Origin of the sequence: Streptomyces sp. HUAS TT7, from assembly GCF_051550175.1 — a bacterium.
Classification (GTDB): Bacteria; Actinomycetota; Actinomycetes; order Streptomycetales; family Streptomycetaceae; genus Streptomyces.
Map to the genome: position 1 here is coordinate 2220358 of NZ_CP196175.1, position 19245 is coordinate 2239602.

General features: G+C 70.7%; 20 protein-coding genes. 4 read left to right on the plus strand and 16 right to left on the minus strand.

The window, feature by feature from the left end; genetic code table 11:
* Nucleotides 1–13 precede the first annotated feature (13 nt).
* Complete coding sequence (locus ACSHXC_RS09840) at nt 14–2059, minus strand: APC family permease (RefSeq protein WP_438291220.1); 2046 nt, start codon at nt 2057–2059, stop codon at nt 14–16.
* A gap of 228 nt (nt 2060–2287) precedes the next feature.
* Between ACSHXC_RS09840 and ACSHXC_RS09845 the strand changes: the two genes are divergently transcribed.
* Entirely contained in the window at nt 2288–2956 is a 669-nt protein-coding gene (locus tag ACSHXC_RS09845) for a potassium channel family protein (protein WP_189965509.1), read from the plus strand.
* Nucleotides 2956–3624: a potassium channel family protein gene (locus tag ACSHXC_RS09850; RefSeq protein ID WP_438291221.1), complete on the plus strand. Its 669-nt coding sequence runs from the start codon at nt 2956–2958 to the stop codon at nt 3622–3624. The genes ACSHXC_RS09845 and ACSHXC_RS09850 overlap by 1 nt, the downstream gene beginning before the upstream one ends.
* Nucleotides 3625–3687: 63 nt before the next feature.
* Here the strand turns inward: ACSHXC_RS09850 and ACSHXC_RS09855 are convergent, their stop codons facing one another.
* The 9 genes from ACSHXC_RS09855 to ACSHXC_RS09895 all read right to left on the minus strand — a co-directional run bounded on the left by ACSHXC_RS09855 (nt 3688) and on the right by ACSHXC_RS09895 (nt 12482).
* Nucleotides 3688–4419 carry a DUF3159 domain-containing protein gene (locus tag ACSHXC_RS09855; RefSeq protein ID WP_438291222.1) on the minus strand — a complete coding sequence of 244 codons (732 nt, stop codon included), beginning with the start codon at nt 4417–4419 and terminating at the stop codon, nt 3688–3690.
* Between the two features lie 3 nt (nt 4420–4422).
* A complete protein-coding gene (locus ACSHXC_RS09860) occupies nt 4423–4821 on the minus strand; it encodes an OB-fold nucleic acid binding domain-containing protein (protein ID WP_078966308.1) in 399 nt (132 codons plus the stop codon).
* 76 nt (nt 4822–4897) lie between these two features.
* Nucleotides 4898–5590, minus strand: coding sequence for a response regulator (locus tag ACSHXC_RS09865; protein WP_438291223.1), 693 nt, complete (start codon nt 5588–5590; stop codon nt 4898–4900).
* Nucleotides 5591–5633: 43 nt separating this feature from the next.
* Nucleotides 5634–8177 (minus strand): ATP-binding protein, encoded by a 2544-nt coding sequence (locus ACSHXC_RS09870; protein WP_438291224.1) that lies wholly within the window; start codon nt 8175–8177, stop codon nt 5634–5636.
* A 128-nt stretch (nt 8178–8305) separates the two neighbouring features.
* Entirely contained in the window at nt 8306–9061 is a 756-nt protein-coding gene (locus ACSHXC_RS09875) for an ABC transporter ATP-binding protein (protein WP_438291225.1), read from the minus strand.
* A gap of 84 nt (nt 9062–9145) precedes the next feature.
* Complete coding sequence (locus ACSHXC_RS09880) at nt 9146–10336, minus strand: alginate lyase family protein (protein WP_438291226.1); 1191 nt, start codon at nt 10334–10336, stop codon at nt 9146–9148.
* Between the two features lie 256 nt (nt 10337–10592).
* Nucleotides 10593–11366 (minus strand): DUF3710 domain-containing protein, encoded by a 774-nt coding sequence (locus ACSHXC_RS09885; protein WP_344380068.1) that lies wholly within the window; start codon nt 11364–11366, stop codon nt 10593–10595.
* A 1-nt stretch (nt 11367) separates the two neighbouring features.
* Nucleotides 11368–11901, minus strand: coding sequence for a dUTP diphosphatase (dut, locus tag ACSHXC_RS09890; RefSeq protein ID WP_189965494.1), 534 nt, complete (start codon nt 11899–11901; stop codon nt 11368–11370).
* Nucleotides 11898–12482, minus strand: coding sequence for a PaaI family thioesterase (locus ACSHXC_RS09895; RefSeq protein WP_438291227.1), 585 nt, complete (start codon nt 12480–12482; stop codon nt 11898–11900). The genes dut and ACSHXC_RS09895 overlap by 4 nt, the downstream gene beginning before the upstream one ends.
* A 57-nt stretch (nt 12483–12539) precedes the next feature.
* Between ACSHXC_RS09895 and ACSHXC_RS09900 the strand changes: the two genes are divergently transcribed.
* Entirely contained in the window at nt 12540–12998 is a 459-nt protein-coding gene (locus ACSHXC_RS09900) for a DUF3093 domain-containing protein (protein ID WP_438291228.1), read from the plus strand.
* Between the two features lie 10 nt (nt 12999–13008).
* Here ACSHXC_RS09900 and ACSHXC_RS09905 read toward each other — a convergent pair whose 3' ends face one another.
* From ACSHXC_RS09905 to ACSHXC_RS09920, 4 genes are all read right to left on the minus strand, one after another.
* Entirely contained in the window at nt 13009–14019 is a 1011-nt protein-coding gene (locus ACSHXC_RS09905; RefSeq protein ID WP_438291229.1) for a hypothetical protein, read from the minus strand.
* Between the two features lie 11 nt (nt 14020–14030).
* The gene (locus tag ACSHXC_RS09910; protein WP_053725482.1) at nt 14031–14327 is read right to left on the minus strand and encodes a DUF4193 domain-containing protein; all 297 of its coding nucleotides are present in this window, start codon (nt 14325–14327) and stop codon (nt 14031–14033) included.
* 393 nt (nt 14328–14720) lie between these two features.
* Nucleotides 14721–15959, minus strand: a complete 1239-nt coding sequence (locus ACSHXC_RS09915; RefSeq protein ID WP_438291230.1) for a sensor histidine kinase — start codon at nt 15957–15959, stop codon at nt 14721–14723.
* Between the two features lie 5 nt (nt 15960–15964).
* Nucleotides 15965–16618, minus strand: a complete 654-nt coding sequence (locus tag ACSHXC_RS09920; RefSeq protein WP_053725484.1) for a response regulator transcription factor — start codon at nt 16616–16618, stop codon at nt 15965–15967.
* 345 nt (nt 16619–16963) lie between these two features.
* On the opposite strand from ACSHXC_RS09920, the gene ACSHXC_RS09925 reads away from it, so the two are divergent.
* Nucleotides 16964–17134 (plus strand): hypothetical protein, encoded by a 171-nt coding sequence (locus tag ACSHXC_RS09925; RefSeq protein WP_189965484.1) that lies wholly within the window; start codon nt 16964–16966, stop codon nt 17132–17134.
* A 76-nt stretch (nt 17135–17210) separates the two neighbouring features.
* Here the strand turns inward: ACSHXC_RS09925 and ACSHXC_RS09930 are convergent, their stop codons facing one another.
* Together ACSHXC_RS09930 and ACSHXC_RS09935 are read right to left on the minus strand one after the other, a co-directional pair.
* Nucleotides 17211–18011, minus strand: a complete 801-nt coding sequence (locus ACSHXC_RS09930) for an inositol monophosphatase family protein (protein ID WP_438291231.1) — start codon at nt 18009–18011, stop codon at nt 17211–17213.
* A gap of 9 nt (nt 18012–18020) precedes the next feature.
* Nucleotides 18021–19178: a ferrochelatase gene (locus ACSHXC_RS09935; RefSeq protein WP_438291232.1), complete on the minus strand. Its 1158-nt coding sequence runs from the start codon at nt 19176–19178 to the stop codon at nt 18021–18023.
* Between the last annotated feature and the right edge of the window lie 67 nt (nt 19179–19245).

Sequence of the window (19245 nt, forward strand, 5' to 3'; positions counted from 1 at the left end):
CCACAGGCACGGCTCAGCTCTTGTTGCTCGGCTCCTTGGGCCGGGACACCGGGCCCCGTCGCACCGAGCCCGGCGCGTTCCAGTCCGCCCGCCTGCGGGCCCGCTTCTTGGCGGCCTCGGAGGACTCCAGCTGGTAGGGGACGGAGGTCACCATGACGCCGGGGGTGAAAAGGAGGCGGCCCTTGAGCCGCAGCGCGCTCTGGTTGTGCAGCAGGTGCTCGTACCAGTGGCCCACCACGTACTCGGGGATGTACACGCTGACCGCGTCGCGCGGACTGTCCCGGCGCAGGCCCTTGACGTACTCGATGACCGGCCGGGTCACCTCGCGGTACGGCGAGTCGATGATCTTCAGCGGTACGTCGATGCCGCGCCGCTCCCATTCGTCCTTGAGCGCCTTCGTCTCGGCCGCGTCCACGCTGACGCTGAGCGCCTCCAGCTGGCTGGAGTGCAGCAGCTTGGCGTAGGCGAGGGCTCGCAGGGTCGGCTTGTGGATCTTGGAAACCAGGACGACGGAGTGCACACGCGAGGGACGTACGTACTCGTCGGGGCGCTCCTCGGCGGCGGAGATCTCTTCCGCGACCTTGTCGTAGTGCTTGCGGATCGCGGTCATCGTTCCGTAGAAGATCACCATGCCGAGCAGCGCGACCCAGGCGCCGTGGGTGAACTTCGTGGCCAGGACGACCACGAGCACCAGGCCGGTGAAGAACGCACCGAACGCGTTGATCGCGCGCGAGCGGATCATGCGGCGGCGCTTGGCCGGGTCCCGCTCGGTGGCCAGGTGGCGGTTCCAGTGGCGGACCATGCCGGTCTGGCTGAGCGTGAAGGACACGAAGACGCCGACGATGTACAGCTGGATCAGCCGGGTCGAGTCCGCCCCGTAGATCACGACGAGCAGGACCGCCGCGCCGGCCAGCAGCACGATGCCGTTGGAGAACGCGAGGCGGTCGCCGCGGGTGTGCAGCTGGCGGGGCAGGTAGCGGTCCTGGGCGAGGATCGAGCCGAGCAGCGGGAAGCCGTTGTACGCGGTGTTCGCGGCAAGGAACAGGACGAGCGCGGTGGCCGCGGCGAGCACGATGAACAGGAAGCTGCCGTTGCCGAAGACCGCCTCGGCCACCTGGGAGATCACCGGGTTCTGGACGTATCCGGAGCCGAGCGGGGTCCCGTTGTGCAGCAGGTCCTCGCCGGGCTTCTCGGCCATCCGTACGTGGGTGCTCATGGCCAGCGCGATGATGCCGCAGAACATGGTGACGGCCAGCGCGCCCATCAGGGCCAGGGTGCTGGCGGCGTTCTTCGACTTGGGCTTGCGGAAGGCGGGGACGCCGTTGCTGATGGCCTCGACGCCGGTGAGCGCCGCGCAGCCGGAGGAGAAGGCGCGCAGGAGCAGGAAGACGAGGGCGAAGCCGGCCAGGCCCTGGTGCTCGGCCCTGATCGTGTAGTCGGCGGTGGGCGCCTTCATGGTGTCGCCCATGACCAGGCCCCGGTACGCACCCCAGGCGATCATGATGAAGACGCCGGCGACGAAGACGTACGTCGGGATCGCGAAGAGCTTGCCCGACTCCTTCACGCCGCGCAGGTTCATCAGCGTGAGCAGCACGATCACGGCGACGGCGCACAGCACCTTGTGCTCGACGACGAAGGGGATCGCGGAGCCGAGGTTCTCGATGCCGGAGGCGATCGAGACGGCGACGGTCAGCACGTAGTCGACGAGCAGGGCGGAGGCGACGGTGAGTCCGGCCTTGGGACCGAGGTTGGTGGTGGCGACCTCGTAGTCGCCGCCGCCGCTCGGGTAGGCGTGCACGTTCTGCCGGTAGGAGGCGGCCACGGTGAACATCAGCACCACGACCGCGACCGCGATCCAGGGGCTGAAGTGGTACGCCGACACACCCGCCACGGAGAGCACCAGGAGTACTTCTCCGGGAGCGTACGCAACGGACGAGAGCGGGTCGGAGGCAAAGACGGGGAGTGCGATGCGCTTGGGGAGGAGCGTTTCTCCCAGCTTGTCGCTGCGCAGCGCCCGGCCGATCAGGATCCGTTTGGGCACGTCGGTCAGTTTGGACACGCAGAGGATCGTAAGCGTTGCGTATGAATAAGGCCCACCCGGCTCCCGTCGACGGGTTTGCGTGATGGGGGCACTGAGTGAGTGCATCGCCGGGCGGGCCGCATAAGCTCATCAGGCGGCAACGTGGATTTCTGTTGCCACGCTGTTGCCCGGCTAGCCGAGAAGGAAGTAGTGAGCAGGGTGTTTGCGCAGGTCATCGGGGCGACCAGGAGTGCGGGGTAAGGGGACGTGCACATCGTCATCATGGGCTGCGGGCGAGTGGGAGCCGCTCTCGCGCAGACCCTGGAACAGCAGGGGCACACGGTCGCGGTGATCGACCAGGACCCCACGGCCTTCCGTCGGCTGGGTTCGGGCTTCGGCGGGCGCCGGGTCACCGGTGTCGGCTTCGACCAGGACACCCTGCGCGAGGCGGGCATCGAGGAGGCCGGGGCGTTCGCCGCGGTCTCCAGCGGCGACAACTCCAACATCATCGCGGCCCGGGTGGCGCGCGAGATGTTCGGCATCGAGAACGTGGCGGCGCGGATCTACGACCCGCGCCGTGCCGAGGTCTACCAGCGGCTCGGCATCCCGACGGTCGCCACGGTCAGCTGGACCGCCGACCAGATGCTGCGGCGGCTGCTGCCGTCCGGCGCGGAGCCCTTGTGGCGCGACCCGAGCGGTGGCGTGCAGCTGGCCGAGGTGCACACCTCGACGGCCTGGATCGGTCACAAGATCAGCAAGCTGCAGGAGGAGACCGGCGTCCGTGTCGCGTTCCTCACCCGGTTGGGCGAAGCGGTGCTTCCGACGTCCCAGACGGTGCTGCAGGAGGGCGACCTGGTGCACGTCATGATGCGTACCGACGAGGTCGAAAAGGTCGAGGCGGCCTTCGCCCAGGGTCCCGAGGAGGGCGGTCACTGATGCGGGTTGCGATTGCCGGGGCCGGCGCGGTGGGCCGTTCCATCGCGGGCGAGCTCCTGGAGAACGGGCACGAGGTGCTCCTCGTCGACAAGGCGCCCACCGCCATCTCGGTGGAGCGGGTGCCGCTGGCGGAGTGGCTGCTCGCGGACGCCTGCGAGATCACCTCGCTCGACGAGGCGGCGCTGCAGCGCTGCAACGTGGTCATCGCGGCCACCGGTGACGACAAGGTGAACCTGGTCGTCTCGCTGCTCGCGAAGACCGAGTACGGGGTGCCGCGGGTGGTGGCCCGGGTCAACAACCCGAAGAACGAGTGGCTGTTCAACGAGTCGTGGGGCGTGGACGTCGCCGTCTCGACGCCGCGTCTGATGTCGGCGCTGGTCGAGGAGGCGGTGAGCGTCGGCGATCTCGTACGCCTGCTGCGCTTCAGCCACGGCGACGCCAACCTGGTCGAGCTGACGCTGCCGCCGGAGTCGGCGATCGCGGGCACGCAGGTCGGGGACGTGGCCTGGCCGGAGGACACCTCGCTCGTCACGATCATCCGGGGTACGCGGGTGCTCACGCCGAGCCGGGAGGAGACCCTGGAGGCCGGCGACGAGCTGCTGTTCGTGGCCGCCCAGGCCCGCGAGGAGCAGCTGGAGGACCTGCTCTCGGTCCGCCGCGAGGACTGATCTCCGCACAGGGCGAAGGGCCCGGAACCGCATCGGTTCCGGGCCCTTCGTCCGCGCTGGGGGTTACGCCTGGCCGGCCGCGGCCTTGCGGGCCTTCTCGGCCGCCTCCTCCGCCTCCATCTCGGCGAAGACGTCGATCGGCGCCGGGGCCTTCGCGAGGAAGACCCAGGTGAGCCAGACCGCGAGCAGGAACGGCGGGATCTTCAGGGCGATCAGGACCCAGCCGAGCTGCGAGGTGTTGGCCCACCAGTACAGCGGGAAGAGGATCGCGCACTTGGCGAGCAGGATGAGCCCCCAGGCCCAGCTCGCCTTCGCGTAGGCCCTCTTGCGGCCCGGGTTGCGGGTGCGCCAGGACAGGTTCTCCTTGAAGACCGGGCCGAGGATCAGCCCGATCAGCGGCACCCCGCACACGGTGGTCACGATGTACGCGAGGGCCAGGCCGAGGGTGTAGAGCATGCCCGGCAGGTAGAAGTCCTTGGCGTTGCCCGTCATCATCGCGAAGACCACGCCGAAGGCCACGCCGAAGACGCCGCTGAAGGCGTGCTTCATGGTGTCCTTGCGGACCAGGCGGACCACGACGAGCAGCAGCGACACCGCGAGGGCGGCGATCGCCGAGGTGTGCAGGTCCTTGTTGACCGTGAAGATCGTGACGAAGAGCAGTCCCGGCAGGACCGTCTCCACCATGCCGCGCACCCCGCCGAAGGCCTCGAAGAGCGCGGCCTCGGTCACGGCTTTGGCGTCGTCGGCGGCCTTGGCGGGCGTGGGGGCGGTGGTCGGCTTGTCGACTGACGTCACCGGCTACTCCTGTCCGAGCGGTCGGAGTTCGTATTTGGGATTGAACAGGACCCGCCGGCCGTGGCTCATGGAGATCCGGCCCGAAGCGATGAGCTTGCGGCCCGGCTCGATGCCCACGATCGAGCGCCGTCCCAGCCACACCACGTCCAGCGGGGCGGTGCCGTCGAAGAGTTCTGCCTCAAGGGCCGGCACACCCGCCCGCGGTCGCAGGGTGACGGTCCGCAAGGTACCAGTCACTTTGACGATCTGGCGGTCACTGCACTCGGAGATGCGGGTGCACCCCGTGGCCTGCGTGTCCTCCTGCAGTTCCGCGGAGTGCAGGTCCTCCTGCGAGGTGGACAGCCGGTCGAGCATCCGGCGGAAGCGCCCCGCGGGCTTCTCGGTACGAAGGTCAGCACTCATACAGAAAGCGTACCGGGGGACACCCCCACGGGATCAAAGCGTGTGGTCAGCACCGATCTCGGCACCGCTCGGGCCGTCAGCGTTCGAAGCGGTAGCCCATGCCCGGCTCGGTGATGAAGTGGCGCGGGTGCGAGGGGTCGAGCTCCAGCTTGCGGCGCAGCTGCGCCATGTAGACCCGCAGATAGTTGGTCTCGGTGCCGTAGGAGGGCCCCCAGACCTCCTGCAGCAGTTGCTTCTGGCTGACCAGGCGGCCGGTGTTGCGCACGAGGACTTCGAGCAGATGCCACTCGGTCGGCGTCAGGCGTACGTCGCGGCCGTCGCGGTTGACCTTCTTGGCGGCCAGGTCGACGGTGAAGCCCTCGGTCTCGACGATCACCACGTCGTCGGCGCCGTCCGCGCCGCCGACCGGTTCGGCGCGGCGTACGGCGGCGCGAAGGCGGGCGAGCAGTTCGTCCATGCCGAAGGGCTTGGTGACGTAGTCGTCGGCGCCGGCGTCGAGCGCCTCGACCTTCTCGTCGGAGGTGTGGCGGGCGGAGAGCACCAGAATCGGGACCCGGGTCCAGCCGCGCAGCCCCCGGATGACCTCGACGCCGTCCATGTCGGGCAGGCCGAGGTCGAGCACGACCACGTCGGGGTGGCGGGCGGCGGCGAGCTGGAGGGCGGTCGCGCCGTCGGGGGCCGCGTCCACCTCGTACTTCCGTGCCTTGAGGTTGATCACGAGCGCGCGCACGATCTGCGGCTCGTCCTCGACCACGAGCACCCGGGTCATCTGGGATACCTGCCTTCTGCGTGTACTGGCTGAGCGGTTCGGTTCATGAGGTGACCTGGGCGGAGAGGTCGGCGGGGGCGCGGCCCGGGCCGGGGGCGGCGCGGACGGTGAGGACCATGGTGAGGCCGCCGCCGGGGGTGTCCTCGGCGGCGAGGGTGCCGCCCATGGCTTCGGCGAAGCCCCGGGCGACGGCGAGGCCGAGGCCGACCCCGGCGCCGCGCGGGGCGTCGCCGTAGCGCTGGAAGGGCGCGAAGATGCGGTCCTTGGCGGCGTCGGGGACGCCGGGGCCGCGGTCGGTGACCCGTATCTCGACGCGCTCGGCCATGCCGCTGGCGGCGACGGTGACGGGGCTCTCCAGCGGGCTGTACTTGACGGCGTTCTCGACGATGTTCGCCACCGCCCGCTCCAGGAGGCCGGGGTCGACCTCGACCATGGGCAGGGTTTCGGGGATGTCGAGGACGACGCTGTCCTCGGGGACGCCGCCGAGCGCCATGGGCACGACTTCGTCGAGGTCGATCTCGCGGATGAGCGGGGTGACGGTGCCGGTCTGGAGCCGGGACATGTCGAGGAGGTTGCCGACGAGGTGGTCGAGCCGGTCGGCGCCGCCCTCGATGCCTTCGAGGAGCTCGGCCCGGTCCTGTTCGGACCATTCGACGTCGTCGGAGCGCAGGGACGTCACTGCTGCCTTGATGGAGGCGAGCGGGGTGCGCAGGTCGTGGCTGACGGCGGCGAGCAGCGCGGTGCGGATGCGGTTGCCCTCGGCCAGCTTGCGGGCCTCCTCGGCCTCCCCCACCAGGCGCTGGCGGTCCAGGACCACGGCGGCCTGCGCGGCGAAGGCGCCGAGCACGCGGCGGTCCTCGGCGGGCAGCACCCGGCCGGACAGGGCGAGCGCCATGTGGTCGCCGACCGGCATGTCGACGTCGGCGTCCTCGGGCCGGGCGACCGGGTGCGGTCCGACGCTGCCCGCACGCGTCCAGGGCTCGACGTCGCTCACGCGCTCCAGGAGGGCGACCGACTCCATGGCGAAGGTCTCGCGGACCCGCTCAAGCAGGGCGTCCAGGCTGGTCTCGCCGCGCAGGACACTGCCCGCAAGGAACGAGAGGATCTCGGACTCGGCGCGCAGGCGGGCGGCCTGGTGGGTGCGGCGGGCCGCGACGTCGACGACGGAGGCCACCGACACGGCCACCAGGACGAAGATGACGATCGCGACGATGTTCTTGGGATCGGCGATCGTGATCTTGTGGATGGGCGGGGTGAAGTAGTAGTTCAGGAGGAACGAGCCGACCGCGGCCGAGGCGAGCGCCGGGACGAGCCCGCCGAGCAGGGCCGCGGCGACCGTCAGCGTCAGGAACATCAGCATGTCGTTGGCGAGCCCGAGGTCCGCGTCGACATTGGTGAGCAGGACGGTCAGCAGGGCCGGGCCGATCACGCCGGCCGCCCAGCCCCACACGATGCGGGCCCGCCCGAGCCGGGCGCCGCGCGCCACGGGCAGGCCGCGGCCCTTGGCGACCTCGTCGTGGGTGACGATGTGGACGTCGAGGTCGGGCCCCGAGTCGCGGGCCACGGTCTGCCCGACGCCGGGTCCGAGGATGTACTGCCAGGCCTTGCGGCGGCTGGAGCCGAGGACGATCTGGGTGGCGTTGACGCCGCGCGCGAAGGCGAGCAGCGAGGCCGGGATGTCGTCGCCTATGACGTGGTGGAAGCTGCCGCCGAGGTCCTCGACGAGGGTGCGCTGGACGGCGAGTTCCTTGGGCGAGGCGGAGGTGAGGCCGTCGCTCCTGGCCACGTACACCGCGAGGATCTCGCTGCCGGAGCCCTTGGCGGCCATCCGGGCGGCGCGGCGGATGAGGGTGCGGCCCTCGGGTCCGCCGGTGAGGCCGACGACGATGCGCTCGCGGGCCTGCCAGGTGGACTTGATGTCGTGCTCGCCGCGGTACTGCTGGAGGTATTCGTCGACCCGGTCGGCGACCCAGAGCAGCGCGAGTTCGCGCAGTGCGGTGAGGTTGCCGGGCCGGAAGTAGTTGGACAGGGCCGCGTCGACCTTGTCGGGCTTGTAGATGTTGCCGTGCGCCATGCGGCGGCGCAGCGCCTGGGGCGACATGTCGACGAGCTCGATCTGGTCGGCCCGCCGCACCACCTCGTCCGGCACGGTCTCGCGCTGGCGTACGCCGGTGATCGACTCGACGACGTCGCCGAGGGACTCCAGGTGCTGGATGTTGACGGTGGACACGACGTCGATCCCTGCCGCGAGCAGCTCCTCGACGTCCTGCCAGCGCTTGGTGTTGCGGGCGCCCGGCACATTGGTGTGGGCCAGTTCGTCCACCAGGGCGACGGCGGGCCTGCGCTCCAGGACGGCGTCGACGTCCATCTCGGTGAATACGGTGCCGCGGTACTCGATCTCGCGCCGCTGGATCTGCTCCAGGCCGTGGAGCATCACCTCGGTGCGCGGCCGGCCGTGGTGCTCGACGAACGCCACGACGCAGTCCGTGCCGCGCTCCACCCTGCGGTGGGCCTCGGACAGCATCGCGTAGGTCTTGCCGACGCCCGGTGCCGCGCCGAGGTAGATCCGAAGCTTGCCGCGTGCCATGGCCCCATTGTCTTTCAGAATTCAGCTGCGTACGCTGCGTCGACCTTACGGCCAATAATTCCGGCAAATGGGGTGGGGGTAGGACGGGGGTCGCGTATTGACGCGATTCTGATGCTCCGCCCCGCTGGTCACACGCGGTTCAGCTGTGGGCCGTGGTCGACGAGCTCCCCGTCGTTCAGTTCCAGCACCCGGTCGGCGAGGCCGAGGAGCTGGCTGTCGTGGGTGGCGACCAGGGCGGTGACGCCCTCGCTGCGGACCACGGCGCGAATCAGGTCCATCACCGCGAGGCCGGTGTCGGCGTCGAGCTGGCCGGTGGGCTCGTCGGCGATCAGCAGGGCCGGCCGGTTGGCGAGCGCGCGGGCGATGGCGACGCGCTGCTGCTGGCCGCCGGAGAGCTCGCCGGGGCGCTGCCCCGCGTGGTCGCCGAGGCCGACGAGGGAGAGCAGCAGGGCGACGCGCTCCTCGCGCTCGCGCGGGTCGGCCTTCTTGAGCCGCATCGGGACGCCCACGTTCTCGGCGGCGCTGAGGATGGGGATGAGGCCGAAGGACTGGAAGATGAAGCCGATCCGGTCGCGGCGCAGCTCCAGGAGGTCCTGTTCGCCCAGGCCCACGACATCGGTGCCGTCGACGGTGATGGTGCCCTCGTCGGGCTCGTCGAGTCCGCCGAGGAGGTTGAGCAGGGTGGTCTTGCCGGAGCCGGAGCGTCCCTTGAGGGCGACGAGCTCGCCGCGCGGCACCTCGAAGGAGATCCCGCGCAGCGCGTGCACGGCGGCGGCGCCGCTCCCGTACGAGCGGTGGAGGTTGTCGACGCGGACCATCGGCCCGGCCGGGCGCTCCCCCGCGACGGCCGTCCCGCCGCCCTGTGCGCTGGCGCTCTGCGTCATGCCCGACTCCCCCGTACGTACGTGTGCGCGGCCGGGCGCCAGTATGTGCAGGTTGCACCCGGCCGGGCAATGCATCGCGGGGATTCAGCCCGAATTGCCTGCGTGGGTAAGGGTTTCCCAGGCCACGAAGAGGTTGTTCGAGCCCGCCGGGCGGTTCCGCTCGGTCAGCGTCTGGGTGTCGGCCATCGGGTAACCGAGCCTGTTGTGCAGGGCGTTGAAGCCGACCTCGGTCACCGGGCCGAGCCCCAGCTTGAGTTTGCCGCCGCAGAGCCAGCCGGGCGGCACCGCACCGAGCTGGTAGGTGGACTGGAACCCGAGCGCCCGGCGCAGCCGTTCGCCGACCTGGGGGTAGAGGTCCTGGCCCTGGATGCGGCTGGTCTCGGCGACATGGGAGATCGCCGAGAGACCGTACCCGGTGTGCGTGAAGTCGCGGCAGGTCTCCTGGGTGAGCCCGTCGGTGAACGTGCTCTGCCCCTGCCAGTACTTGACGATCTGGTCGCGCGTGCTGAGCCCGCTGCCAGGCGCGGTCTTCGGCAGGGCGCCGTCGCTCGCGAGGTAGATGTAGGCGGGGACGCGGCCGAGGAATTTCGTGACGGCCTTGTCGTAGGAGGCCCTGTCGTCGAGGAAGACGGAGATGCCGACGGCCGCCTCCATCATCGTCAGCTCCCAATTCCCGTTGGAATTGGACCCGTTGATGACCTGGGGCAGATAGACGGTGCGCAGCATGGCGGCGAACCGGCCCGCGTTGGCCCAGCCGCCGTCGTACGTGTACTTGACGATCTCGGCGGCGCGCGGCCAGGAGGAGCCCGCCCAGCCGGTCTGGAGCGGGGCGTTGGAGTTGGTGTGCTTCTTGATCACGGCCGACCAGGCGTCCATGATCTCGATCGCCTTCCTGGCGTACCGGCTGTCCTCGGTGACGTACCAGGCCAGCGCGAGCGTGTACGCGGCGATCGCGTCCTCGCGCTCGTCCGTGCAGCCGCGGTCGGGGTCGGAGTAGGGCCCGCACTCGACGGTGGCGCGCGGCTTGGCCGTGCGGCTCAGCGAGGCGTACGGGCTCGCCGCCAGCTGTTCGTACGCGCCCTTCCAGGGCTGGGCGCCGGCCCGCACCTTCGCACGGGTGAAGTCGAGCTGGCCGCGCGAGACGAGCACGCCGGGATGCGTGAAGGCGGCGGGGGCAGCCTCGGCCCGGCCGGTCGGGGTGGCGAACTGGGCGAGGAGGGTGGCCAGCAGCGCGGCCACGGCCATCAGGGCGGTGCGTCTGGTATGGAGGGGCATGTGGGGGCCATCCGTTCTCATACCTGAATGAGAGGCGCTCTCGTGAACATCGAGTGATGGCCGCTGAACCTAGGGGGCGCCGGGGTGCCCGTCAAGTCCCGCGCATCGATGGGCAGTTGGGGCCGGGCAGGCCTTCAGGAGCCGATGGCCCCGCCCGATACCCCCGGACGATGCCCCCCGGACAAGCCGATGGGCCGCATCCCCTGTCCGGGAGTGCGGCCCATCGGGCACCTCTGTGTGCGGTACGGCGGTGAGGTCAGCGGATCTCGCTGATCTCGGGGCCGCGCTGGAGCTGGCCCATGCCGCCGGAGAAGCGCGAGCCCTCCTGGTCCTCCTGCTGCACGCCGTCGGGCACCATCTGCGCGTCGTTGGGGAGCTTCAGGACGATCGGGTCGCGGGGCGCCATCGGGCCCTCGCCGCGCACCACCACGGTGTCGCGGAAGATCGTCTCCAGCAGCCCGGCGGCCTGCGGCTGCACCGCGCCCTGGCCGGAGATGACACCGCGCAGGAACCAGCGCGGGCCGTCCACACCCACGAAGCGGACCAGCTGGACACCGTTGGTGCCGTCGGGCAGCTGCACCGGCACCTGCGCGCGCAGCTCCCAGCCCAGCGGGCCCTCGACCTCGTCGATAATGCCGCCCTGCTGGGTGATGCCGGAGGCGATCTCCTCGCGGACCTCACCCCAGATGCCTTCCTTCTTCGGGGCCGCGAAGGCCTGCAGCTGGACCGCGCTGTCGTTCAGCACGACCGTGGCCGCCACGATCGCGTCGCCCGCGACCTCGACCCGCAGCTCCATGCCCTCGACCCCGGGGACGAAGAGTCCGCCGAGGTCCACCCGGCCCTCGCCGGGCTCGGTGACCTCGGCGAGGTCCCACGGCCCGTCCGGACGGGGCGCGGGCGGCAGGTTCACCCTGCGCACCTCGCCGGCTCCGTCGGCGTCGGTTCCGTCGGACGCAGTGCCCTCGACAGCCTGCTCGGCCTCGCCCGCCGAGTCCTCGGCGTTACCGCTCTTCTTGCGACGTCCGAACACGTCACTGTCCTTCCCGGTCGGATACGACCGAAGCGTATCGATTCCCACCCGTAGTGCCGCCACTGGCGGCCGAACCGTCCACGGCGGAATGACCGCCGGTGGACCCGAAGCCCCCCTCGGCCCGCGCCGAGCCGGGAAGCTCCGCCACCTCGTGGAAGCGCACCTTCTCGACCTGCTGGACGACCAGTTGGGCAATGCGGTCGAAACGCTCGAACCGAACGCTCTCGCGAGGGTCGAGGTTGACCACGATCACCTTGATCTCCCCACGGTACCCGGCATCCACCGTCCCCGGGGCATTCACCAGGGCGACACCGCAGCGGGCGGCGAGACCCGAGCGGGGATGCACGAAGGCCGCGTACCCGTCGGGCAGGGCGATGGAGACGCCGGTCGCCAGGACCGCCCGCTCGCCGGGGGCGAGCTCGGCGGCCTCGGTGGTCACCAGATCGGCTCCGGCGTCGCCCGGGTGCCCGTACGCCGGGATCGGCACCTCCGGGTCGACACGGCGGATGAGGACATCTACGGGTTCACGGGTCACGGGTTCACCTCGAAGGCGCGGGCGCGCCTGACCTGGTCGGGGTCGGACATCGCGGCCTGGATCTCGGCCGGACGTCCGTTGTCGATGAAGTGGTCCACCTTCACCTCGATGAAGAGGGCCTGGGCACGGACCGCCACGGGTCCCTCGGGGCCGCCGATGCGGCCGGTGGCCCGGGAGTAGATCTTGCGGCCGGCCACGGCGGTGACCTCGGCCCGGAGATGCAGCACCGTGCCGACCGGCACCGGGCGGGCGAAGTCCGTCTCCAGACGGCCGGTCACCGCGATCACCCGCAGCAGCCAGTTCAGCGAGCCGAGCGTCTCGTCCAGCGCGGTGGCGAGCACCCCGCCGTGGGCGAGGCCCGGGGCGCCCTGGTGGGCTTCGCGCACGGTGAACTCGGCGGTGACCCGCACGCCCTCTTCGGCGCGGGCGGCCAGGTGCAGTCCGTGGGGCTGTCCGTCGCCGCAGCCGAAGCAGTGCCCGTAGTGCGCACCGAGCAGCTCGCCGGGTGCGGGCGCCTCGGGGTGCCGCACCGGCGCTATGGCGTCGGCCGGGGGCGTCAGGGACGCAGATGTAGCAGTCACAGCCGCAGACCTTACCCGCGGTCAAGGCGCAGGTCGCGCCGTGCCAAGCTAGCTTTCATGCAGCCCCATGCCCCGCAGTACGCAGAACGCCTCACCGCGCCCCGGTCCTGGTGGTTCATCTCCGTCCTCGTCGGCGTCGCGTGCGCGCTGATGCTGTTGCCGGTGGGCACCCTGCCGATGCTGGCCGGCTTCGTCGGCGGCACCGCGGCGTCCTGGGTGGTCGTGAGTTCGTACGGGTCGGTGCGGATCCGGGTGCTCCCGGACACCCTGGTCGCCGGCGAGGCCCGGATCCCGACGAAGGCGCTGGGCGAGCCCGAGATCCTGGACGCCGAGGAGGCGCGGGCCTGGCGGCTGCACAAGGCCGATCCGCGCGCGTTCATGCTGCTGAGGGCCTACATCCCGACGGCGGTGAAGGTGGAGATCACGGACCCGGCGGACCCGACCCCGTACGCCTACCTCTCGACCCGGGACCCCGAGGCGCTCAAGGCGGCGATCGACGCGGTCCGCACCGCCTGAGACCGGCCCTTCAGCGGCCGATCTCCCTGGGGGTCTTCCCCTGCGGCAGCGGGTTGTCCGGCTGTTCCAAGGCGGGCAGCTCCAGCAGCGCGTCCCAGGGCACCTGGCGCTCGCGCAGGTCCTTGCGGATGTGCCCGGCGAGCTTCTTGGTGTCCCGCCGGTTCATCACGGCGCCGACGGCCGCGCCGACCATGAACGGCGTCAGGTTCGGCAGATTGCGGACCATGCGCTTCATGATCTGCTGGCGCAGCTCGCGCTTCATCTGGCCGCCGAGCGCGAAGTTGAGCGACGTCGGCTTGGTGACATCGATGCCGCGCTCCTCGGTCCACGACGTCAGATAGGCCATGGAACGCTCCTTGAGCGTGCCGGGCGGCCGCATTCCGTAGACCTCGTGCAGCTCGGCGATGAGCTTCAGCTCGATGGCGGCGACGCCGGTGATCTCCGCGGCCAGCTCGGCGGGCATCGCGGGCGGTACGGGCAGCATCGCGGCCGCGCCGATTCCCGCGCCGACCGTGGAGGTGCCGTTGGCGGCGCCCGAGATCAGTTTGTCGGCGATCTCCTCCGGGCCGAGACCCGGGAAATGGGCGCGCAGGGTCGCCAGGTCCCGCACGGGAATGCGGGGGGCGACTTCGACAATCCGGTCGGCAAGGTGGCCGAGCGAGGCCTTCACGCCCTCGCCGCTCTTGCGTACGCCCTTCTTGAGCGCCGGAACGCTCTTCCTCAGGGCGGGAACGCCCTTGTCGAGAGCGCCCTTGCGCAGGGCGTCCAGGCGTCGGGCCCCGGCCGCGGGCCCCGCCTTGTGCTTGGTGTCCGGTGCCGTGACGGCTGCTTCGAGCGAGGCCTGGTGGCCCCGCTCGGCGTCACGTGCACCGTTGGCAGCGCTCGCCGCAGGGAGGCGGACCGGCTCGGCGGGGTCTTCCACGCCTTCAGCCGGGCCTGTGCCGCCCTGTGGCGCCTCGGTGGAACCCGGGGCACCCTTCCTCCGGAACGGTCGCTTCCGGGGCGGTTTCGCGCCTGCCACAGCCGGCCTGCTCAGTCGCAGTCGCGGCAGATCGGCTGACCGTTCTTCTCCCGGGCCAGCTGGCTGCGGTGGTGCACGAGGAAGCAGCTCATGCAGGTGAACTCGTCGGCCTGCTTGGGCAGGACGCGGACGGCGAGTTCTTCGTTGGACAGGTCCGCGCCGGGCAGTTCCATGCCTTCGGCGGCCTCGTACTCGTCGACGTCGACAGTCGAGGTGGACTTGTCGTTGCGCCGGGCCTTCAGCTCTTCAAGGCTGTCGGAATCGACGTCGTCGTCGGTCTTGCGTGGGGTGTCGTAGTCCGTTGCCATGTCGCTCTCCCCCTCTGGGTGGTTGCGGTGTCTCAGCGCACGTAACGCGTGAGAGGCCGGACTTGTGCCCGACCTGAGGCGGAGATTTTGCCTCACATCAAGGTCTGTTACTCAATCGACACCCAACCGCACTCCTCAAGAGTGATCGTCTTGGATGGCGATCGGGACCGTACACGGTCCTAATGTCGCACTTCACCAGCGCCACCCCGTGTACTTCCCGTGATCTCACCCCCTGGAAACCCGGACTTTTCCCGGGATTCCAGCGGATTCGACGATCACGGAGAGTAGGTGGCCGGATGTTTGCCTTTGTGACTGATCACACACGGAACTCACAGGAACAGGTCCCGAAAATTCCGCGCAAAGCGAACTGTCAAAACGGCTTCGAGCAGCGTCTCAGACCGGCAGGGTGACACGCATCACGAGGCCGCCGCCTTCGCGGGGCTCCGCGATGATACGGCCTCCGTGCGCCCTCGCGACCGACCGGGCGATGGACAGGCCGAGGCCGACGCCCTTGTCGCTGCCGGTGCGCTCGGTGCGCAGCCGCCGGAACGGCTCGAAGATGTTGTCGATCTCGTACGCCGGAACCACCGGCCCGGTGTTGGTCACCAGCAGCGTCGCGTGGCCGTCCCTGAGCTCGGTGATGACCTCGACCCAGCCGCCTTCGGGGATGTTGTACCGGACGGCGTTCTGGACCAGGTTCAGGGCGATGCGCTCCAGAAGGACGCCGTTTCCCTGGACGACCGCGAGGCCGCGTTCGCCGCGGACCTCCACGCCCTTGGCGTCGGCCTCGTTCCGGGCCTGGTCGATGGCGCGGGAGGCGACCTCGGCGAGGTCGACCGGCTTGCGGTCGACGATCTCGTTGTCGCTGCGGGCGAGCAGCAGCAGGCCCTCGACGAGCTGCTCGCTGCGCTCGTTGGTGGCGAGCAGCGTCTTGCCGAGCTGCTGGAGCTCCACCGGGGCGCCGGGGTCGGAGAGGTGCACTTCGAGCAGCGTGCGGTTGATCGCGAGCGGGGTGCGCAGCTCGTGCGAGGCGTTCGCGACGAACCGCTGCTGCGCGGTGAAGGCCCGCTCCAGGCGGTCCAGCATCTCGTCGAAGGTGTCGGAGAGCTCCTTGAGCTCGTCGTCGGGGCCGTCCAGCTCGATCCGCCGGCTCAGGTCCGTGCCGGCCACCCTGCGGGCGGTCCGGGTGATCCGGCCGAGCGGTGACAGGACGCGGCCGGCCATCGCGTACCCGAAGGCGAAGGCGATGACGCTGAGGCCGACGAGGGCGAGCAGGGAACGGCTCAGGAGGTTGTCGAGGGCGTGCTGGCGCTGCTGGGCCATGCAGGTGCTGATGGCGTCGTTGAAGGCCCCGGGGGTGCCTCGCTCCGGGAGCTGGCAGCTGCCGCTGGAGACCAGGATGTTCTGGCCGTCCACGATCTTGAACGGGGTACTGCCCGCGTGCAGGGCCTGGGCGGCCAGCAGATAGATGATCGAGAGGAGCAGTATCCCCGCGATCATGAACATGCCGCCGTAGAGCAGCGTGAGGCGTATGCGGATGGTGGGGCGGAGCCACGGGAAGGGCGGCTCTGCGGACTTCGGGGCCCAGGTGGGCTTCGGGGGCGCCGTCGGCGGCGCGGGACTGGCGGCCATCGCCGTCAGATCCGGTAACCCGAGCCCGGCACGGTGACGATCACCGGGGGCTCGCCGAGCTTGCGGCGCAGCGTCATGACGGTCACCCGCACGACGTTGGTGAACGGGTCGGTGTTCTCGTCCCAGGCCTTCTCCAGGAGCTGCTCGGCCGAGACGACCGCGCCTTCGCTGCGCATGAGGACCTCCAGGACCGCGAACTCCTTGGGCGCGAGCTGGATCTCCCGGCCCTCGCGGAAGACCTCGCGGCGGTTGGGGTCCAGCTTGATGCCGGCCCGCTCCAGGATGGGCGGCAGCGGCACGGTGGTGCGCCGGCCCAGCGCGCGCACGCGGGCGGTCAGCTCGGTGAAGGCGAAGGGCTTGGGCAGATAGTCGTCCGCGCCGATCTCCAGGCCCTCCACTCGGTCGCTGACGTCTCCGGCGGCCGTCAGCATCAGGACACGCGTGGGCATGCCCAGCTCGACGATCTTGCGGCAGACGTCGTCGCCGTGGACGAGCGGGAGGTCCCGGTCGAGCACGACCACGTCGTAGTCGTTCACACCGATGCGCTCCAGGGCCGCGGCGCCGTCGTACACGACGTCGACGGCCATGGCCTCCCGGCGCAGTCCGGTGGCCACCGCATCGGCGAGCAGTTGCTCGTCCTCGACGACGAGTACGCGCACGGCGCATTTCCTTCCCTAGGGACCCGCGTCGTTCGCGGGCAAATCTGTGCACTGAACCAGTGACTGTGCGCTTCCATCCTGCCCCTTACGCCCATAAACCGGCGGTAAGACGGTGCCGGACCGGAGCCCGCCCACCACCTGCGGCTTTCGGCCAGACGAGGTGGGTGCCGCGGGAATGGACAGGATTGGCGCGGCAGTTGAGGTTTCTTTGAGAGTGGGCTTGGGGAGGACGACTGCACACCCCGCGATCACGCCCTGTATGTGGCATGCCACATCCTCATGTCGTGGTCGCGACCCACCGTCGGCACACCCCCGTGCCACCGACCCACGACGAGGGGGCGCACCATGGACGCTTTCACCGCAGGACTTCTGCAGCGCATCAGGACCACGGAAACCGACCTCACACGGGCGCGCGAAACCGGCGACGACTTCCTCGCCGACGTCGAGCAGGCCGAGCTGGACGATCTGCGTCGTCTGGCCGCCGAGCACGGCGTCGAGGTAGCCGCAGCGCTCTGACCCCACCCACCAGGAAACCCCGGCGCCACGGGACGGCGCCGGGGTTTCGTCATGCCCGGGGGCCGCGGTGGGACGCTCAGTCGTGCCAGGCCCCGTACTCCTCCAGGAGCGACTGGAGCGGAGCGAAGAGCTCCGGGGATGCGGCGATCGCCAGCTCGCGGGAGGGGGGTGTGCCGGGGCGGCCGCCGGTGAGCGCGCCCGCCTCGCGGGCGATCAGGTCGCCGGCCGCCAGGTCCCAGGGGTTGAGGCCGCGCTCGTAGTACGCGTCGAGCCGGCCGGCCGCCACGTCGCAGAGGTCGATCGCCGCCGAGCCGCCGCGGCGGATGTCGCGGAACTGCGGGATCAGCCGATGGGCCACCTCGGCCTGGTGGGCACGTACGGACTGCACATAGGCGAAGCCCGTCCCCACCAGGGACTGGGACAGCGGGGCCGGCGCGCGGCAGCGCAGCGGGCGCTCGCCCTCGAAGGCCCCGCCGCCGAGCACGGCGTGGTAGGTCTCGCCGCGCATTGGGGCGGCGACCACGCCCGCGACCCGCTCGCCGTCCTGTTCGGCGGCGATGGAGACGGCCCAAGTGGGCAGCCCGTAAAGGTAGTTGACGGTTCCGTCGAGCGGGTCGATGACCCAGCGGACGCCGCTGGTGCCCTCGCTGGAGGCGCCCTCCTCCCCGAGGAAGCCGTCGTGGGGGCGGTGCTCGGAGAGGTAGCCGGTGATCAGCTTCTCGGCGGCGATGTCCATCTCGGTCACCACGTCGATGGGGCTGGACTTGGTGGCGGCGACGGCGAGGTCGGCCGGGCGGCCGTCGCGCAGCAGCTCGCCGGCCCGCCGGGCGGCCTCCAGGGCGAGGCCGAGCAGTTCGCGGTGCAGAGGGTCGGTCATCGGTGCTCCTTACGCGTACGGGCTGTCGGCGCCGGCGGCCGCGGGCTTGGCGCCACCGCGGGCGGCCGGGCAGCAGCCGACCGCGCAGAGGTCGTGCGAGGGGCCGAGCGCGCCCAGGGCGCAGCGCTCGGCGGGCAGCCCGCACTCGGTGGCGGCCCGCTCGACGACGAGCTCGCGCACGGCCGCGGCGAAGCGCGGATCGGCGCCGACGGTCGCGGAGCGGGCCACGGGCAGGCCGAGCTCGGCGGCCTTGGCGGTGGCCTCCGTGTCGAGGTCGTACAGGACCTCCATGTGGTCGGAGACGAAGCCGATGGGGACCATGACGACGGCCGGGGCGCCCTCCCCGTGCAGCGTCTCCAGGTGGTCGCAGATGTCGGGCTCCAGCCAGGGGATGTGCGGGGCGCCGGAGCGGGACTGGTAGACGAGCTGCCAGGGCCGCTCGACGCCGGTCGCGACCTGGACCGCGTCGGCGATGATCCCCGCCACGTCGAGGTGTTCGCGGACGTAGGCGCCGCCGTCGCCGTGCTCCTCGACGGGCCCCGAGGTGTCGGCCGCGGCCGTGGGGATGGAGTGCGTGGTGAAGGCGAGGTGGGCGCCGGCGCGGACGTCCTCGGGCAGCTCGGCGAGCGACGTCAGAACGCCGTCGATCATGGGGCGGACGAAGCCGGGGTGGTTGAAGTAGTGCCGCAGCTTGTCGACCCGCGGCACCGCGAGCCCCTCGGCCTCCAGCGTCGCGAGCGCTTCCGCGAGGTTCTCGCGGTACTGCCTGCAGCCCGAGTACGAGGCGTACGCGCTGGTGGTGAGGACCGCGATGCGGCGGCGGCCGTCGGCCACCATCTCGCGCAGGGTGTCGGTGAGATAGGGCGCCCAGTTCCGATTGCCCCAGTACACCGGCAGGTCCAGGCTGTTCTCGGCGAAGTCCTTGCGCAGCGCGTCGAGCAGCGCGCGGTTCTGCTCGTTGATGGGGCTCACCCCGCCGAACAGGAAGTAGTGCTGCCCCACCTCCTTGAGCCGCTCCTTGGGGATGCCGCGGCCGCGCGTCACGTTCTCCAGGAACGGGACCACGTCGTCGGGGCCTTCGGGGCCGCCGAAGGAGAGCAGCAGCAGGGCGTCGTACGGGGCGGCGGCCGCGGCCGCTCCGGGAGCTGGATCGCGCAGTTCGGACATGACTCGATCCTGCCATCCGCCTCTGACAGCGGCTGAACCGAGCCGGAGAATGCCGGGAGATGCCCGG

What these genes read in the sequence shown, in the direction of transcription:
- ACSHXC_RS09850 (WP_438291221.1), top strand. Translation starts at nt 2,956, where the DNA reads ATGCGGGTTGCGATTGCCGGGGCCGGCGCGGTGGGCCGTTCCATCGCG.
- ACSHXC_RS09860 (WP_078966308.1), bottom strand. Translation starts at nt 4,821, where the DNA reads ATGAGTGCTGACCTTCGTACCGAGAAGCCCGCGGGGCGCTTCCGCCGG.
- ACSHXC_RS09865 (WP_438291223.1), bottom strand. Translation starts at nt 5,590, where the DNA reads ATGACCCGGGTGCTCGTGGTCGAGGACGAGCCGCAGATCGTGCGCGCG.
- ACSHXC_RS09870 (WP_438291224.1), bottom strand. Translation starts at nt 8,177, where the DNA reads ATGGCACGCGGCAAGCTTCGGATCTACCTCGGCGCGGCACCGGGCGTC.
- ACSHXC_RS09875 (WP_438291225.1), bottom strand. Translation starts at nt 9,061, where the DNA reads ATGACGCAGAGCGCCAGCGCACAGGGCGGCGGGACGGCCGTCGCGGGG.
- ACSHXC_RS09880 (WP_438291226.1), bottom strand. Translation starts at nt 10,336, where the DNA reads ATGCCCCTCCATACCAGACGCACCGCCCTGATGGCCGTGGCCGCGCTG.
- ACSHXC_RS09900 (WP_438291228.1), top strand. Translation starts at nt 12,540, where the DNA reads ATGCAGCCCCATGCCCCGCAGTACGCAGAACGCCTCACCGCGCCCCGG.
- ACSHXC_RS09910 (WP_053725482.1), bottom strand. Translation starts at nt 14,327, where the DNA reads ATGGCAACGGACTACGACACCCCACGCAAGACCGACGACGACGTCGAT.
- ACSHXC_RS09915 (WP_438291230.1), bottom strand. Translation starts at nt 15,959, where the DNA reads ATGGCCGCCAGTCCCGCGCCGCCGACGGCGCCCCCGAAGCCCACCTGG.
- ACSHXC_RS09925 (WP_189965484.1), top strand. Translation starts at nt 16,964, where the DNA reads ATGGACGCTTTCACCGCAGGACTTCTGCAGCGCATCAGGACCACGGAA.
- ACSHXC_RS09930 (WP_438291231.1), bottom strand. Translation starts at nt 18,011, where the DNA reads ATGACCGACCCTCTGCACCGCGAACTGCTCGGCCTCGCCCTGGAGGCC.
- ACSHXC_RS09935 (WP_438291232.1), bottom strand. Translation starts at nt 19,178, where the DNA reads ATGTCCGAACTGCGCGATCCAGCTCCCGGAGCGGCCGCGGCCGCCGCC.